The following is a 15,324-nucleotide window of genomic DNA, read 5'->3' on the forward strand; positions in this document are numbered from 1 at the left end:
TCTATTATGAAGAAAGAAGAGAGAATGGCAAGTAGAATAGCGGAGCAACTTGGGGGAATAAAAAATATTCGCGCTATTACTCATTGTATGACGAGGTTACGATTAACACTTCATGATGAAAGTAAAGTTCAGATGGACCTTTTGAAAAAAGTGGAAGGTGTCATGGGTGTTATTGAAGATGAAACGTTTCAAGTTGTCGTTGGTCCAGGAACGGTGAATAAAGTAGCAGCCGAAATGGAAGCTTTAACAGGCTTACGAATTGGTGAAGTGGCAGATTATCACCTTGAAGATATCGGACAAGAGATAAAGTCAGAGATTAAGAAGAAAAATAATACACCAGTGAAAAGCCTTTTAAGAAAAATAGGTAGTATTTTTATTCCGTTAATTCCTGGTCTTGTCGCCTCAGGTATTATAAATGGTGTTGCTAACTTTGCGAAAAATGCAGGTGCTGATCCGAATGCCACATGGCTACAAATGTTACTTTTAATTGGCGGCGGTATCTTTACGTTTCTAGGTATTTTAGTCGGTTGGAATACAGCAAAAGAATTCGGCGGGACACCGGTTCTCGGGGCAATTGCTGGTATTTTAATTTTTAACCCAGCGATGGCGAATGTAAAATTATTTGGAGAAGCAATGGTACCAGGACGGGGCGGTTTGTTTGCAGTTATTTTTGCAGCGTGGCTTATGGTTGTAGTTGAAAGACGAGTTCGAAAAGCAGTGCCAAATGCAGTTGATATTATTGTGACACCACTCATTACTGTATTAGCTGTAAGCGTAGTAACGATGTTAGCGATTCAGCCAGTAGCGGGCTTCTTATCTGATGGTATTACTAGCGGTATTAATGCGATTTTAAATGTTGGCGGAGCGTTTGCGGGAGCTGTACTTGCCGGAACATTTTTACCTCTCGTTATGGTTGGATTGCATCACGGGTTAACACCGATTCATATGGAGTTTATTAATCAAACGCATGTAACACCGTTATTGCCAGTTTTAGCAATGGCAGGCGCAGGGCAAGTAGGAGCGGCAATCGCAATTTATGTGAAAACAAAAAATAAACGACTTCGAAATGTCATTAAAGGCGCATTACCAGTTGGATTTTTAGGAATTGGTGAACCGTTATTGTACGGGGTTACATTGCCACTTGGGAAACCGTTTATTACAGCTTGCTTAGGAGCTGCAGTTGGTGGCGCATTCCAAGCAGTTATGAAAACGGCTTCACTTGGAATTGGTGTATCAGGACTATCATTAATTCCATTAATTGCTGATAATAAATATTTACTATATTTCTTAGGCTTAGTGATTGCATATGTCTTTGGATTTATATTTACGTATTTCTTCGGATTTAAAGAAGAAATGACAGAAAACATATAGAGAAAGGGATTCCTTTCTCTTTTTTTATATTGATAGAAGGGGTGATTCATATGATAGGAGTTTCAATTTATCTTTCAAAAGAGCGAATAGAGAGACAAGAAGCATGGTTGAAAATAGCACAGAAATACGGATTTTCATCTGTTTTTACTTCTCTTCACATTCCAGAAGACGATCCGAATACGTATAAAGAGTTAATTCAAATACTTGGGAAACAAGCTCTCAAATATGAAATGGAGTTAATGGTCGATGTTTCTCCAAAATCGTTAAACCATTTAGGGATGACGTATGAAAATGTGGAAGATTTAGTAGAGTGGGGCATTACGGGGTTACGTATGGATTACGGCATTGCCCCGAAACAAATTGCACGTATATCTCAAAAAATGAAAGTTGCATTAAATGCGAGTACGATTACGGAATTGTTTTGGCAAGAGTTACTTGCAGAAAATATACGAGTAGAGCATGTAGAAGCTTGGCATAATTTTTACCCGCGCCCAGAAACAGGACTAGCAAAGTCATTTCTACAAAAGCAAAACAAGTATTTACATGAGTGTGGAATAAAAACGATGGCGTTTATTCCTGGAGATGGTGAAAAACGAGGACCCTTATATGAAGGGGTACCGACGCTTGAGAAGCATCGATACATGCGTCCGCTTGAGGCATATTTAGAATTAGTCCAAGATTGCGATGTCGATAAAGTGTTAATTGGAGATATAAGCGGAAGCTTGGAAAGTGTAAAAGAAATTGCGAGTGCACATAAAGGTGTTATTCCAATACGTTATACACCACTTATTCATAAAAGTGAAATACTTGAAACAGTGGAAAGAGTTCATACGAATAGGCTTGATCCAGCACGTGATGTTATTCGTTCCGTAGAATCAAGAGAAGGACAAACTATTATTTTACCAGCGATGAATACAGTTCAAAGAAAGCTGGGGAGTATTACAATTGATAATGAACTGTATGGTAGATATGCAGGTGAAATGCAAATTGTCATAAATGATTTACCGGAAAATAAAAAAGTGAATGTAGTTGGAATGATTATGGAAAAAGATGTATCGTTATTGCCTTACGTAAATGCAGGAAAGAAATTTGAGATTCACGCTAAAAAATAAAAATATTTATTTTGAAAAATAGGAAAAATTGTTTGGATTGTTAATTCATGTTGTTCTATGTTGGGCCTTGTAGGGGCTTGCATTTTTCATATATTTTTTGTTAAACATTATCTGTAAAATGGATAATGTTTTTTTTATTTTCTTTAAAAAAGTATTTGACGAATAAAAAGAAACAATGTATTGTTTTGTCTTGTGAAAAAAAGTTCACTATAACAAAACAAAAGAGGAGAGTTCAGAATGAATCAATATATTGGTAATTTAATTATTCGTATCGTGCTAGGAGTTACTTTCTTCGCACATGGTTTAGCGAAGTTTCAATCAGGTATCGATAATGTAGCAGGATGGTTTACAAGTATGGGCTTACCGGGGGTGCTTGCGTATGGCGTGGCAACTTTTGAATTAGTTGGTGGTATATTATTAATCGTCGGTTTAGGTGTGAGATATATAGGATTGTTATTCGCTCTTATTTTAGTTGGAGCAATTGTAAAGGTAAACGGAGCAGCTGGTTTATTAGGAGATGGAAAGAATCCAGGATATGAATTAGACCTTGCACTATTAGCAATGGGTGCATATTTATTTGTAGCAAAAGCTGAAGGATACGTAGATCGATTCGTAAAAGAAAAAATAATGAAAACAAAATAAATGATTATATAAAAACGCTGTTCTTCAGAAAAGAACAGTGTTTTTTGTTCCGTAAAAAAATATTTACAAAAGTATTGACTTAACGTCTAGTTGTAACTATACTGATTACAACGAGTTACTTAGCAACAAAGTGTGAGCTGTAAATAGGAAACATATTTTTTTGATCAAGTTGTAACTTATTTTGTTACAACTTGATTTGATCATAACAAGTAAGGAAATGTAAAAGATAATACAAGCGTAACTTATATAGATAAACGGAGGAAATCAAATGTCAAAATTACATTTAGAAGTTTTTACAGGATCTAAGCAAGCATTTCAAGTTACATCTACAATTATTTATGGAGAAAAAGATGCGATTCTTGTAGATGCACAGTTTTTATTAAGTGACGCGCATCGTTTGGCAGCTCAAATTATTGAAACAGGAAAGAATTTAACTCATATTTACGTTACTCATTTTCACCCAGATCATTATTTCGGATTAAATGTATTACATGAAGCATTCCCAGAAGCGAAAATTGTAGCTTTACGAAACACTGTAGAAGATATTCGCAATACGTTTGAAAAGAAAGTGGAACAATGGAGACCATCTATTGGGCATAATGTTCCTCATCAACCGATTATTCCAGAGGAATTAACGGAAGAGAAATTGATTTTAGAAGGAAACGAGTTAATCATTAAAGGCGGCCTGCAAGGTGATACACCGAATAACAGCTACGTATGGATTCCATCATTAAAAGCAGTTGTTACAGGTGACATCGTTTATAACAATACTTTCGCATGGACGTTAGAAACAGATATGGAAGCTCGTCATAAATGGTTAGAAACATTAAATGAACTTGAAAATCTTCATCCTGAAATTGTTGTAGCAGGTCATCGTGATTATGATGCACCAAATACAGCAGACGCGATTGAACATACTCGTAAATATTTAGTTGTATTTGATGAAGTTCTTGCAGGAAATCCTTCAAGTGAAGAAATTCAAGCGGCAATAAAGGAACGATTCCCGCATGTTAAAGCATTAGAAATTGGACTTGTTTTAGCAGCAAACGCGTTTGGAGTGAAAAAATAATGAAACGAAAAACAAACTTAGAAATAATTCGCAGCACATATGAAGGACCAACTTCTTCAAATGCGAAACATTTAACCGAAGCTCTTTCGGAAAAAGTAGAGTGGACAGAGGCAGCTGGTTTTCCGTATGGCGGAACGTATATTGGTGTAGAAGCGGTAATGGAAAATGTATTTAGTCGTTTAGGATCAGAATGGAATGATTATAAGGCGAGTGTAAATACGTACCATGAAGTAAAAGGAAAAGACGTGATTATTGCTGAAGGTGTATATTCTGGAATTTATAAAGAAACTGGAAAAGCGTTTGAAGCAGGTTTCGTTCATGTGTGGCAATTAGATAATGGAAAAATAGTAAAATTTAAGCAGTATGTAGACAGTCATATTGTTAGGGAAGCAATGAAGGCTTAAAACGGAATAAGGAAACAAATGGAATCGGCTATGTGCAGGCGATTCCATTTGTTTATGTAGTCATTAAGGTGGACGGGAGTACATAATATGAAAAAGTGGATCATAGGGACGATTACTACGATTGTAATTGTAATGGGTGCTTTATTGGGCGTTAATAAATTTCTTAATTATATAGAAGAAGAGGATAAACACCTTAAAGAACAAAAAGTAATGGATCAAAAGGAAAAGAAAGTAGTGGAAGAAAAGCCACAAGTTAGTGTAGATGAAATTATTTCTACAATGCATAGGATGGTACATCAAAAAGTGAAATCCTCTGAGAAATGGGGATTTATTGAAATGACAAATAAGGAAATTCGTAGTGCGAAGAACGCAGTAGAAAGCAGTACAAATTTTAAATATAAATCAAAGCTGCTTTCCACTTTGGAGCGCTGGGAAAAAGGAGATTTTTCACAAACGGTTGAGGAGCATAACTTTTTATGGGAAATTCAAGGTGGTGATACCGGAAAGGCAACAGAACGTTTATCGCCAGAAGAAGAAAAGCAGTATGTGAAAGAAATGAAGGGTAAATAAAAACATCGCCACTATGATGGCGATGTTTTTATTAAGAATGCTTTCGCACTAAGGCTCTAGTTGGCCCATGAGGCATCGTTTTGAAATGAGAAAATAAATAGCAGCCTGTAACGACAATGATCGTACCTAAAATTTGAATCCAAGTTAATTCTTCACCGAGGAAAAGAAATGCTAAAATAGCGGTGAAAATTGGATTGAAATTTAGAAAAATGCCAGATGTAGTAGCTCCTAACTTTTGTACGCCAATATTCCAAAATACCATACAGACGACCGTTGAAATCAGTCCTGTATATAAGAGTGACGTAATGAAGGAAGTATTGATATTGGAAACAGTGAAGCTTCCTATGTTAAATGGAAGTAATAACATAACGCCAAAAATGCCGGAATATAATGTCGCCATCATTGGCGTAATTGTTTTCGTCGCCCATTTACTACAAACAGAATACATACCCCAAATACAAACGGCTGCCATCATCCATAAATCGCCGTTATTAAAATGTAATGAGAATAAGAGTGCAAAATTTCCTTTTAAAAGGACGAGAATTACACCAAAAAACGAAAGAATCATTGAGAGAATTTGAAGTGTATTTACTTTTTCTTTTAAAAATAAGGCTGAAAATAAGGCAATGGAAATAGCATTTAATGTAGAGATGAGACCGACATTTGTTGCGGATGTTTTTTCTAATGCTAAAAATTGAAAGATGTTAAAAAGAGCAACGCCTGTAATTCCCATAAGCATTAAAGGAAGTATGGCAGAACGCGGCGGAATGATTTTCTTTTCTTTAAACCATACAACTGGTAATAAACAAACGATAGCGATCATCCATCTTAAATTTGTAAGTGTCATCGGAGAAGCGTGATCAACGAGTGATTTCCCAACGACAAAATTTCCTCCCCATAATAAGCTCGTTAATAATAATAAAAAGACATAAAAATAAGGCATAGTTTTAACCCCTTTTTTTAAAATAAGAATGAATTGTAAATAATTTTAGCATTTTTCTTTGTTATCTAATATATTCTTTTGTATAATGATTGAAATTCGATAAAATGTTTCGTTTAAGGTTGTAATTACAAAATTTTATTTAAATTTATTAAGGTTAGTATACGTTTTTTCGAATAATCGTCGGTAAGAAAAAAGGGGGATTTTGATGGAGTCGTCTATTATTAAAGTTTTAGATGGTTTGGATGTACAAATTTTAGATATACTGCAAAAGGAGTCACAAGTAAGTAATGCTGAACTTGCACGCCGTGTTAATTTATCACCGGCTGCGATGCATGCACGAATCAAAAGGCTTGAGAGTGAAGGATTTATTGATAAGCAAGTTGCGATTTTAAATCAAGAAAAGCTTGGATTTGATCTGTTATGCTTTATTTTTATGAGTACGAATATTCATCAATCCGAGAAGCTTGAGGTGTTAGAAAGAGAATTAGAATCTATGCCCGAAGTGTTAGAATGTCATTGTTTAACAGGGGAGTACGATTATTTGCTAAAAGTTGCAAACCGTGATCGAAAGGAACTGGAGCGGTTTATTAGAAAGTTAAATAAACTGGGAATTACGAGGATACAAACTAGTTTAGCACTTCGTGAAATTAAATACTCAACGGTATTACCAATACGAAATGAAAAGCCAAGTACTGAATGAAATAAGTACTTGGCTTTATTTGTGTAAAATTCAGAATAATAATTGACGAGAAGAAAAGAGGGATGTATTATTATATGAAATTATGAATTATTATTCATTTGTTATTATAAATATTTATATGTATTGTAAGGGGATAAAATATGAAAATTTTTAGTGCGGTTACAAATGATGTGAAAAAGATTTATAACTTAATTGAAATCTATGCAAACGAGGGAGTTGTTTTACCTCGTTCTCTTTTATCGCTCTATCAATATTTACAATGTTTATATGTTGTGAAAGAAGAAGAGGAAATTATAGGAGTTGCTGGACTGCACGTATTAGGAGAAGATCTTGCTGAAATACGTTCATTAGTTGTGTCGCATACATATGCAGGAAAAGGGATCGGGCGTATGCTAGTGAATCACGTAATGGATGAGGCAGCAAAAATAAAAGTGAAAAGGGTAATTTCTTTAACGTATGAAACAGAGTTTTTTCAGAAGTGCGGGTTTGATTTTGTGAATAAAGAATTATTGCCAGAGAAAGCATGGATTGATTGTAGACATTGTCTAAAATTCGATTGCTGTGATGAAGTGGCGATGATTCGGTATGTTGGGTGAATGACAAAGTGGGGGAGTACCTCATAGTTTTCAAGCCAACAAAAAACGGTATTCTTTCTATTTAATAGTGTAGAAGGACTATCATTTTTTGTAAATAATGTATAACCAATTCATCATAATGTGGCAATGAAACATAAAAGAGCAGCTAGCAAAAGCTAACTGCTTAGTGTAAGTAATCTCCAAGGGGGGGATGGAGAAAGTATCGTGTCTTTCATATTGTTGACGGAATATTGCGATTTATTCAATTGGAATAAAGAAATTTAAACAAAATAATCTTTTTACTAGAGTGTTTTTTCGAAATGTGAATGCTATCCCATCGTTATCAAGCTAATGTTTTGAAGCGTTAATGGAAACCAACATTGAAATACAAGTTAATAAAAGACGAGATGTTGTTAAGAATTTGAATTAGTTTTTCTCACTGCAAAATTATGAATTGGATCTTTAAGTTCATATTTATACGTATAGCCATCTACAATTCCTACAACTTTATCGTTATCATAAAGTTCGAGCATGAATTCTGCCATTTGCTTTGCAGTATGAAATTTCGGTACAACACCATCATATTGAAACTCTTCAATATCAAAAGAACGTTTTGCAAATTCTGTTTCAGTTGCACCAGGAGCTAAAACTTTTACTTGTAACTTTGCGCCTTGTTTTTTAAGTTCATGAGCAAGTCCTTCTGTAAATGCACTCACATAAAATTTAGTAGCACAGTAAGTAATAGCATTTGCAATAATAGTATATCCACCGCCCGATGAAACATTGATAAGTTGTGTACCAGCAACCATTGAATAATCACGAACAAAAAGAGAGGATAGTATTGTTAGTGCTTCAATATTTAAATGTAACATTGTTTCTATTTTGTTCAAGTTTTGTTCGGCAATTGAGTCAAAATTACCGAAACCTGCGTTGTTAATCCATGTTTCAATCTGAAAACTTTGAAGGCTTTCATAAAGTTTATAAACATTTTCAGTAACAGATAAATCAGTTTTACGAATTATAACATCTAAATTAGGATTTATTTCAATGATTTTTAATTTGAGCCCCTCTAATTCTTCTTTTCTTCGAGCTACAAGTATTAAGTTTTTCCCACGATTTGCAAAAGCAAGAGCGGTTTCATAACCAATTCCGGAACTAGCACCAGTAATAACAGTATATTTCATGTAAATTCCTCCTGAATTCAAATTATTTTATTATAAAATTTACTATGATTAGATTGTATTGGTTAGAGTGTACTCTAAGTCAAACTTTTTTTATAATGTTGATAAGATAGTAAATGTATGGGACTGAATGAGATACGGAGGTTGTTATGTACACGATTAGTGAGGTGGCTAAATTATTAGGAGTGAGCACACATACATTACGGTATTACGAGAAGGAAAAAATATTAGTTGCAAATCGTAATGCAAATGGGAACAGGTGGTATGATGAGTCGCATATTAAGTGGTTACAGTTTGTAATGAAGTTAAAGCAAACTCAAATGCCGATAGCGCAAATAAGAGAATATGCTCGATTATATACAGAAGGAGAGCACACAACTCAAACACGTTTAAAACTTTTAGAAGATCATAGAAAATCTATTCAGGCTCAAAGAGAAAATTTAATGTTCACCGAGAAGATGCTTGAAAACAAGATTATTGCATACAAAGATTCATTAAAAAATAAATAGCATACAAAATATTGAATCGATATTTGTAAGAACCCCAAAACAAGAATTCATCTCAATGTAGTTAAGTATGAGACTTAGAGTTACTTTTTTCGTTTTGGGGTTGTTTGACTAGGGGAAATCCTCTGTCTCAACAATTAAATTAACGTATGCCCACCGTCAATATGCAAAGTCGTTCCAGTGACAAATTTATTTTGGATTAAATATAGTACACCGTCCGCGACATCTTTTGCTTGCCCAACTCGTTTTACAGGGAGTTTATTTGCTAGTTCTGTGTAAAATTTATCGCGCATATCCGAAGGCATTTGACTGCGTGACGGTGTATCAATAATGCCGGGAGAAACAATATTTACACGGATAGGAGCAAGTTCTAAAGCAAGTGTTTGACCGAGATTTGAAACAGCCGCATTTACTGCGCCTAAAGTTGCAGAACCAGCCATCGTTTTATAAGCAACGACGCCTGAAAATAACGTAATAGATCCATTTTCATTAAGTTTAGACGCACCATATTTCGCTGCATAAAACTGTCCCCAAAATTTATTTTCGAATAATTGTCGTGCTTTACTCACTTCTGTAGTAAGGAAAGCACCACCAGAAGTCTCAGCAGCTGTAACAACTAAATGGTCAATTGTATTTACTTCTTCAAAGAAGGATTGAACTTGTTTTTCATCCGTTATATTAAGTGAATACGTCATTACATTTCCAGGTAATAATTCTTTTGCATGTTTTAACTTCTCCTGTGATCGACTCGCAATCACAACATTAGCAGATTGTGCTAATGCTAATTTTGCTGTTGCGAGTCCAATACCTGAACTTCCACCAATAATTACTACCTTTTTTCCTTTTAACATTTTTATGCCTCCTAATCATTTTGTTTTTGCTTTGTTGCCATTATTGTAGTTTTAAAATTTTTATATTTGAAGTAGTGATATTTATTTCATAAAGTTACATTTAGGAAAGTTTTTTATTATATAAAGGGGAGGAGCTGAAAAATAATTTTGTGAAATAGCTTAATTGTTTATGGAATTTTGGTATTGACACTTTATAAATTATCCATGTACAATATTTATGAATGACATTCAGTCATTTTGTGAGAGGATGCGTAATAAAAAATAAATGATGAGTCATTGATTATAGTAGTATATGAAAATTCAACTTAAAAATGAATGACATTCATTCATGAGAGGTGAGAGATATGAAAAATAAAGCTTGGTTATATGTAGTATTAACATGTGTTTTTGAAGTTTTTTGGGTGTTTGGTTTTAATACGGCCCATACTTGGTGGCATTGGGGAATCATTGTAGCAATTATCGCGGTTGATTTTCACTTTCTTTCTAAAGCGTGTGAACATTTGGCGACAGGGACGGTATATGCTGTGTTTGCCGGGGCTGGTACTGTAGGAACTTTCTTAATGGACGTTTTTCTTTTCGGTGGAAGCTTTAGTTTAGGAAAGTTATTTTTCATAGTGATGGTCGTAGCCGGCGTTATTGGTCTGAAGTTAGCTGATAACAAAGAAGAAGTTATGAAAGGAGCTGCTTAAGAATGGGTTGGTTTTTCGTATTTTGCGCCGCAATTAGTGAAATTATCGGTGTCATAGGTCTTAAAATGTATAGTAAGGATAAAACATTAGCTAATGGAGCGATTTATATAGGTGGATTTGGTACTTCTTTCGCATTCTTATATACATCTTTCCTATTTTTACAGGTAAGTGTAGCCTACGCAGTTTGGATTGGTATCGGAACAGCGGGTGCGGTTTTGTTAAATATGTTCCTGTTTGGAGAATCAAAAAGTAAGGCACGTATTATTAGTGTGGCTCTTATCGTATGTGGAGTGACGGGGTTAAAAGCTCTTTCTTAAGGATTACACTATAGTCTAAAATTTATATTGGATTTTCATCTCCTAATAGGAAAATAAATATTCTATTAGGAGATTTTTTCTATATCATAGATGAAATAATTCACCATGATTGACAGTACAATACACTTTCTTATAAAATGAGTGACAGTCATTCATTACGCGTGTGAAGGGGTTTAGATAATGAATAAAAAAGAGAAAATTGTCTATGCAGCTATTGAAGTGTTTCAGGAAAAAGGCGTTGAAAAAACAAAGATCTCTGATATCGTGAAGCTGGCTGGTATTGCGCAAGGAACATTCTATTTGTACTTTCCTTCTAAATTATCTGTTATGCCTGCAATAGCAGAAGTCATGGTTGAAAAAATGATACGCGCAGTCAAAGAAAAGGTACAGGATAATGAATCTTTTTCAACGAAAGTTATGCAAGTGATAGATGCTGTTTTCGATTTTATTGCGGAATATCGTGAAATACAAGCGTTAATGTATGCGGGTCTTGCATCAACTGAGCATATTAAAGAGTGGGAAGCTGTATATGAGCCTATTTATATGTGGCTAAGTGAATTTTTAAGTGAGGCAAAAGATTTGGGCGCGATTCGTGATTCTATTCATGCCGATAGAACTGCGAAGTTATTTATCGCTCTTGTTGAATCAGCAGCTGAACAAGTTTATTTATATGATCATAAAGAGGATGATCAAGTCGAACTTCAGAAAGCAGAAGTATTCGATTTTTTAACACATGCACTACATATAAAAAGATAAAGTGAAACTGTAATTAGTGGTTTTTTTTTTATTCCCCACTGATTATTAGTTGAATCCATCAGAAATAAAAGGACGGATTCATTTCAAGTACAAACTGAATGATAATCATTCAGTTTGTTTTTATGGGTAGATGGATTGTTGTGAGGATATGAAAGGGTGGAAGGATAAATAAAAAACTACTGGGGCATTATTTTTGAGAGGAACTGTATGTACATCAATGAGTTTTACGGGAAGAGGTGTTAATAATTGAAGAAATCAATAAAAGAACAAAAGATGGTATTAATTATTCTTTTAAGTAATATATTTATTGCTTTTTTAGGCATTGGTTTAATTATTCCGGTTATGCCGTCCTTTATGAATATAATGGAGTTATCAGGAAAAACGATGGGGTATCTCGTTGCTGTATTTGCAATGGCTCAACTTCTTACGTCACCATTTACAGGGCGATGGGTAGATCGTTACGGTAGGAAGAAGATGATTATCATTGGATTATTCATTTTTGGTGTTTCAGAACTTATCTTTGGATTAGGAAAAGATGTATGGATGCTTTATATAGCAAGGGTGTTAGGAGGAATTAGTGCCGCGTTTATTATGCCTGGTGTTACGGCATATGTTGCGGACATTACATCCATTCAGGAACGGCCAAAGGCGATGGGCTATCTTTCTGCGGCTATTAGTACCGGCTTTATTATAGGACCAGGCATCGGCGGATTTATTGCAGAATACGGTATACGTGTACCTTTCTTTGTTGCAGCAGCTATTGCCTTTTTAGCATGCATTATTTCCATATTTATTTTGAAAGAGCCGTTAACGAAAGAGCAGCTTGCGGAAATTTCTGCTAATACGAAGCAATCAAGTTTTATTGGTGATTTAAAGAAATCATTAAATCCACTTTACTCAATCGCATTTATAATTGTATTTGTACTCGCTTTCGGTTTATCAGCATATGAAACAGTTTTTAGTCTGTTTTCTGATCATAAATTTGGTTTCACACCGAAGGATATCGCTGCGATTATTACAATAAGCTCGATCTTTGGGGTCGTTGTACAAGTATTTATGTTCGGAAAATTAGTGGACATATTCGGCGAAAAGGTTTTGATTCAAATATGTTTAATTGCAGGTGCAATATTAGCAGTGGTTTCAACTTTAGTCTTTAATTATTGGATCGTGTTACTTGTAACTTGTTTTATCTTCCTCGCATTTGATTTACTTCGTCCGGCTTTAACGACGTTTTTATCAAAAGCAGCTGGAAAAGAACAAGGATTTGTTGCTGGAATGAACTCAACTTATACGAGTTTAGGGAATATCGCTGGACCGGCTCTGGGCGGAATATTATTTGATATAAACATTCATTATCCGTATCTTTTCTCTGGTGTTGTTATGGTTATTGGTCTCGGCATTACATTTATGTGGAGAGAGAAGCAGTTAGCTGAAAGCTTGGCGAAGTAATGAAATACAATTTATAAAGTAAAAACCCCTTACCATTGTAAGGGGTTTTTACTTTATAAACTTAATCCAAATCGTTTTAATTCAATAAAAATACCCTCTAATTGCTTTCCTTTATCCGTTAATGTGTACTCTACACGAGGCGGAACCTCTGGATAAACTTTTCTCGTTATAATGCCCTGGGCTTCTAATTCTTTTAGACGAAGTGATAATGTTTTCGGACTAATACCGTCCATTGATTTTAATAAGTCGCTAAATCGTAACGTTCCTTCAATAAGAAGGTCACGAATGATTAAAAAAGTCCATTTTGTACCGATTACGTCAAGAGTTTTGGCGATAGGACATGGGATGCCGGGTGAGCCTTTCGTTAATACAACCTGATCTATATTGCTCATGGAAATAGCCTCCATAAAATTTTTTTGGATTGATTTGCTATATAGTATCACAAAACTATCTTTTTGGTAACTATATGAAAAAAATATCACTACTTTCAAAAGGGAAATTACTGCATATAAAATAGCAATAAGAAATACAAAGAGGTTGTAGCAAGAGGAGGTGATTTCCATGAGTATGAAAAAGCTATGCGCGTTCTGTAGTTTTCTTGTCATTTGTATTGTACTTGTAGCGTGCAGTAGTGAACACAAAATGGCTTCTAATAGCGATATTCAATTATTGAAGGAAATGCCGAAGCCTAAAACAATGACAATTGATTCTTCGTTAAGTAAAAAGGAAGCAACAGAAATGGTTCATGTAGCACAGCGTTTTTACGCATTTTGGGATACAGGTAAAGAGGAATTTATTCCGCAGACTGTTACTGAAACATTTTTCGATAATACGTTGCCGAAAGGTCGCCCACAAGGTCCTGAAGGGTTAAAGTTTGCCGCACAAAACTTCCGTAAAGTAGTTCCCAATATACGTTGTGAAATTGAAGATTTATTAGTTGTTGGTGATAGAGTAACAGCTCGTCTTTCTTTTACAGGAACGCATAATGATAAGAAAATCAATTTTTTCGCAATCGATATTTTACATGTGAAAGATGGGAAGATAACGGAAGATTGGCATTTAGAAGATAACCTCACTTTGAAGCAACAACTTGGATTAATAGCGGAAGAATAGAAAAATATAGGGGAGAGAAAAGTGATGAAAAATATATTGATTATAAATGGGCATCAAAAATATGGTTCAGCGGAGGGGCGATTAAATGAGACGTTAGTAGATAATATGACTAGCTTACTAAGCGAAAATCATCATGTGAAAACAACGAGTATTCAAGAGGGATACACGATTAAGGAAGAACAGGAGAAGTTTTTATGGGCTGATATTATTATTTATCAAACACCAATTTACTGGTTTAGTATACCAGGATTATTTAAAACATATATGGATGAAGTATATGAATATGGTTTGTTCTTTAAAGGTGCTGAAGAGTATGGAGCAGGTGGTTTATTAAAAGAGAAAAAGTATATGTTCTCTACGACTTGGAATGCACCTGAAAAGGCATTCGGGGATACTACGAAATTTTTTGAAGGGGAAAGTTTAGAAGGAGCGATTAGCCATTTACATCGTGTACAGAAGTTTATCGGTATGAGTCCGTTAAAGAGCTTTGCTTGCTATGATGTAGTGAAAAATCCGAATATGGAGCAGTTTTTATTAAACTTGAAGAATCATTTGGCGGAAGTTATTCAGTAATAATCATCCATCCCCGTACTTTAGTGCGGGGATAAAACTATATGAAAAGCGAATCAGCGATACTGGGACTCGCTTTTTACATAGCTTTTAAAACGGATTGACTTCAGCTAAGTCAGGGGTGGTATTAGGGTTTGTTAATAAAATTTTCAGTTCACCTACTTCTGAGAGAGTGACGAGTATATAACCACTAATGAGGACGATGAGTCCAATGACTCGTAACGTTTGCAAAGTGATGTCACGGCTATTTTCTTCCGATTTATTTGGGGGCGTTAAAGTTTCAGTGTTGTTCATAGTATGGCTCCCATCTTTTTTGTTTATATATGTGATAGAGAATTATTGGACTTATGGATAGGAATTATATAGTCATTTTCACTATATGAGAAATGCCTAAGAAAAGTGAATTAGTACTTTTAAATGTTTATGGGGCTTTTATGAAGTGGTTTTCTAGAAAGGTCGAAAAAATTGTAACGCTAAGGAATAATGAAGCTAAGTATTTTTATTTT

Annotated in this window: 20 protein-coding genes; 15 read left to right on the forward strand and 5 right to left on the reverse strand. The window is 34.7% G+C overall.

Going from position 1 to position 15,324, the window contains the following annotated elements:
- Positions 1-6 precede the first annotated feature (6 nt).
- From DJ93_RS17055 to DJ93_RS17080, 6 genes are all read left to right on the forward strand, one after another.
- Complete coding sequence (locus tag DJ93_RS17055; RefSeq protein ID WP_042982104.1) at positions 7-1,371, forward strand: PTS transporter subunit EIIC; 1,365 nt, start codon at positions 7-9, stop codon at positions 1,369-1,371.
- 50 nt (positions 1,372-1,421) lie between these two features.
- Complete coding sequence (locus DJ93_RS17060) at positions 1,422-2,483, forward strand: DUF871 domain-containing protein (protein ID WP_042982105.1); 1,062 nt, start codon at positions 1,422-1,424, stop codon at positions 2,481-2,483.
- A gap of 237 nt (positions 2,484-2,720) precedes the next feature.
- A complete protein-coding gene (locus DJ93_RS17065) occupies positions 2,721-3,125 on the forward strand; it encodes a DoxX family protein (RefSeq protein ID WP_042982106.1) in 405 nt (134 codons plus the stop codon).
- A 268-nt stretch (positions 3,126-3,393) separates the two neighbouring features.
- Positions 3,394-4,194, forward strand: coding sequence for an MBL fold metallo-hydrolase (locus DJ93_RS17070; protein ID WP_042982107.1), 801 nt, complete (start codon positions 3,394-3,396; stop codon positions 4,192-4,194).
- Complete coding sequence (locus DJ93_RS17075; protein ID WP_042982108.1) at positions 4,194-4,598, forward strand: nuclear transport factor 2 family protein; 405 nt, start codon at positions 4,194-4,196, stop codon at positions 4,596-4,598. The genes DJ93_RS17070 and DJ93_RS17075 overlap by 1 nt, the downstream gene beginning before the upstream one ends.
- Before the next feature lie 87 nt (positions 4,599-4,685).
- Positions 4,686-5,168 (forward strand): DUF6241 domain-containing protein, encoded by a 483-nt coding sequence (locus DJ93_RS17080; protein WP_042982109.1) that lies wholly within the window; start codon positions 4,686-4,688, stop codon positions 5,166-5,168.
- 31 nt (positions 5,169-5,199) lie between these two features.
- Here DJ93_RS17080 and DJ93_RS17085 read toward each other — a convergent pair whose 3' ends face one another.
- The gene (locus DJ93_RS17085; protein ID WP_042982110.1) at positions 5,200-6,111 is read right to left on the reverse strand and encodes a DMT family transporter; all 912 of its coding nucleotides are present in this window, start codon (positions 6,109-6,111) and stop codon (positions 5,200-5,202) included.
- A 205-nt stretch (positions 6,112-6,316) separates the two neighbouring features.
- Here DJ93_RS17085 and DJ93_RS17090 point away from each other — a divergent pair, with 205 nt between their 5' ends.
- Entirely contained in the window at positions 6,317-6,811 is a 495-nt protein-coding gene (locus DJ93_RS17090) for an Lrp/AsnC family transcriptional regulator (protein WP_042982111.1), read from the forward strand.
- A 140-nt stretch (positions 6,812-6,951) separates the two neighbouring features.
- Positions 6,952-7,407: an N-acetyltransferase gene (locus tag DJ93_RS17095; protein ID WP_042982113.1), complete on the forward strand. Its 456-nt coding sequence runs from the start codon at positions 6,952-6,954 to the stop codon at positions 7,405-7,407.
- Positions 7,408-7,799: 392 nt separating this feature from the next.
- Here the strand turns inward: DJ93_RS17095 and DJ93_RS17100 are convergent, their stop codons facing one another.
- Positions 7,800-8,570, reverse strand: coding sequence for an SDR family NAD(P)-dependent oxidoreductase (locus DJ93_RS17100; RefSeq protein WP_042982114.1), 771 nt, complete (start codon positions 8,568-8,570; stop codon positions 7,800-7,802).
- A gap of 146 nt (positions 8,571-8,716) precedes the next feature.
- On the opposite strand from DJ93_RS17100, the gene DJ93_RS17105 reads away from it, so the two are divergent.
- Positions 8,717-9,076: a MerR family transcriptional regulator gene (locus DJ93_RS17105; protein WP_042982115.1), complete on the forward strand. Its 360-nt coding sequence runs from the start codon at positions 8,717-8,719 to the stop codon at positions 9,074-9,076.
- Positions 9,077-9,210: 134 nt separating this feature from the next.
- On the opposite strand, the gene DJ93_RS17110 is transcribed toward DJ93_RS17105, so the two are convergent.
- A complete protein-coding gene (locus tag DJ93_RS17110; protein WP_042982117.1) occupies positions 9,211-9,924 on the reverse strand; it encodes an SDR family oxidoreductase in 714 nt (237 codons plus the stop codon).
- Between the two features lie 344 nt (positions 9,925-10,268).
- On the opposite strand from DJ93_RS17110, the gene DJ93_RS17115 reads away from it, so the two are divergent.
- The 4 genes from DJ93_RS17115 (at position 10,269) to DJ93_RS17130 (ending at position 13,135) form a co-directional block, all read left to right on the forward strand.
- Positions 10,269-10,613 (forward strand): DMT family transporter, encoded by a 345-nt coding sequence (locus DJ93_RS17115; RefSeq protein WP_042982118.1) that lies wholly within the window; start codon positions 10,269-10,271, stop codon positions 10,611-10,613.
- Between the two features lie 2 nt (positions 10,614-10,615).
- Positions 10,616-10,930: a DMT family transporter gene (locus DJ93_RS17120; protein WP_042982119.1), complete on the forward strand. Its 315-nt coding sequence runs from the start codon at positions 10,616-10,618 to the stop codon at positions 10,928-10,930.
- 177 nt (positions 10,931-11,107) lie between these two features.
- Positions 11,108-11,686 carry a TetR/AcrR family transcriptional regulator gene (locus DJ93_RS17125; protein WP_042982121.1) on the forward strand — a complete coding sequence of 193 codons (579 nt, stop codon included), beginning with the start codon at positions 11,108-11,110 and terminating at the stop codon, positions 11,684-11,686.
- 246 nt (positions 11,687-11,932) lie between these two features.
- Positions 11,933-13,135 carry an MFS transporter gene (locus tag DJ93_RS17130; RefSeq protein ID WP_042982122.1) on the forward strand — a complete coding sequence of 401 codons (1,203 nt, stop codon included), beginning with the start codon at positions 11,933-11,935 and terminating at the stop codon, positions 13,133-13,135.
- Between the two features lie 53 nt (positions 13,136-13,188).
- On the opposite strand, the gene DJ93_RS17135 is transcribed toward DJ93_RS17130, so the two are convergent.
- On the reverse strand, positions 13,189-13,527 hold the full coding sequence (locus tag DJ93_RS17135; RefSeq protein ID WP_042982123.1) for a winged helix-turn-helix transcriptional regulator: 339 nt from the start codon (positions 13,525-13,527) through the stop codon (positions 13,189-13,191).
- A 169-nt stretch (positions 13,528-13,696) separates the two neighbouring features.
- Between DJ93_RS17135 and DJ93_RS17140 the strand changes: the two genes are divergently transcribed.
- Complete coding sequence (locus DJ93_RS17140) at positions 13,697-14,248, forward strand: ester cyclase (RefSeq protein ID WP_042982125.1); 552 nt, start codon at positions 13,697-13,699, stop codon at positions 14,246-14,248.
- A gap of 24 nt (positions 14,249-14,272) precedes the next feature.
- Complete coding sequence (locus tag DJ93_RS17145) at positions 14,273-14,821, forward strand: NAD(P)H-dependent oxidoreductase (protein WP_042984228.1); 549 nt, start codon at positions 14,273-14,275, stop codon at positions 14,819-14,821.
- 87 nt (positions 14,822-14,908) lie between these two features.
- Here DJ93_RS17145 and DJ93_RS17150 read toward each other — a convergent pair whose 3' ends face one another.
- Positions 14,909-15,112 (reverse strand): hypothetical protein, encoded by a 204-nt coding sequence (locus DJ93_RS17150; protein WP_042982127.1) that lies wholly within the window; start codon positions 15,110-15,112, stop codon positions 14,909-14,911.
- Between the last annotated feature and the right edge of the window lie 212 nt (positions 15,113-15,324).

Origin of the sequence: Bacillus clarus (genome assembly GCF_000746925.1) — a bacterium.
GTDB classification, from domain to species: domain Bacteria; phylum Bacillota; class Bacilli; order Bacillales; family Bacillaceae_G; genus Bacillus_A; species Bacillus_A clarus.